Raw genomic sequence first — 665 nt, 5'->3', positions numbered from 1 at the left:
CCCTCGCTCTGCCGCCGCAGTGCCAAGGCGTCCAGGACCGCGTTCGCGGCGGCGTAGTTTCCTTGTCCTGGTGATCCAAGTGTGGCCGCTGCCGAGGAATACACCACGAACATCGCAAGATCCATATCCTGGGTCAGCTCGTGCAACCACCACGCCGCGTCGGCCTTGGCCCGCAGCACGGTGTCCAGCCGCCGCGGCGTCAACGCCTCGATCACCCCGTCGTCGAGGACTCCGGCGGTGTGCACCACCCCGACCACCGGATGCCCGGCCGGCACCGCCGCCAGGGCATCGGCCAGAGCGTCGCGGTCGGCGACGTCACACGCGGCCACCTGCACCCGTGCGCCAAGCTCAGTCAGCTCACCGACCAGCTCCGCCGCCCCGGCCGCAGCCGGACCCCGCCGGGACAGCAACAACAGATGCCTGACCCCATGTGCGGTGACCATATGCCGGGCCACCAACCCACCCAACACCCCGGTCCCACCAGTGACCACCACCGTGCCAGCCGAATCCAACCCCGCCGACAAACCGTCAGGGCCTGGCAGGGGCAGCCGGCCGGTATCGGCTCGGGTCAACCGGCGGGCATACAGGTCACCGGCGCGTACCGCGATCTCCGGTTCGCCGCTGTCCAGCACCGCCGTGAGGATCCTGCCCAGTTCGCTGCCGTG

At 70.2% G+C, this 665-nt stretch carries 1 protein-coding gene; it reads right to left on the bottom strand.

Translation table 11 applies throughout. The annotated features are described in order from the left end of the window. A partial coding sequence (locus ACLQ2W_RS33830; protein ID WP_425791960.1) for an SDR family NAD(P)-dependent oxidoreductase occupies window positions 1–665 on the bottom strand: 665 nt, incomplete at both ends.

The organism is Micromonospora sp. DT227 (assembly GCF_049841835.1).
Classification (GTDB): Bacteria; Actinomycetota; Actinomycetes; order Mycobacteriales; family Micromonosporaceae; genus Micromonospora.
This window is presented reverse-complemented; position numbering and strand designations above follow the sequence as displayed.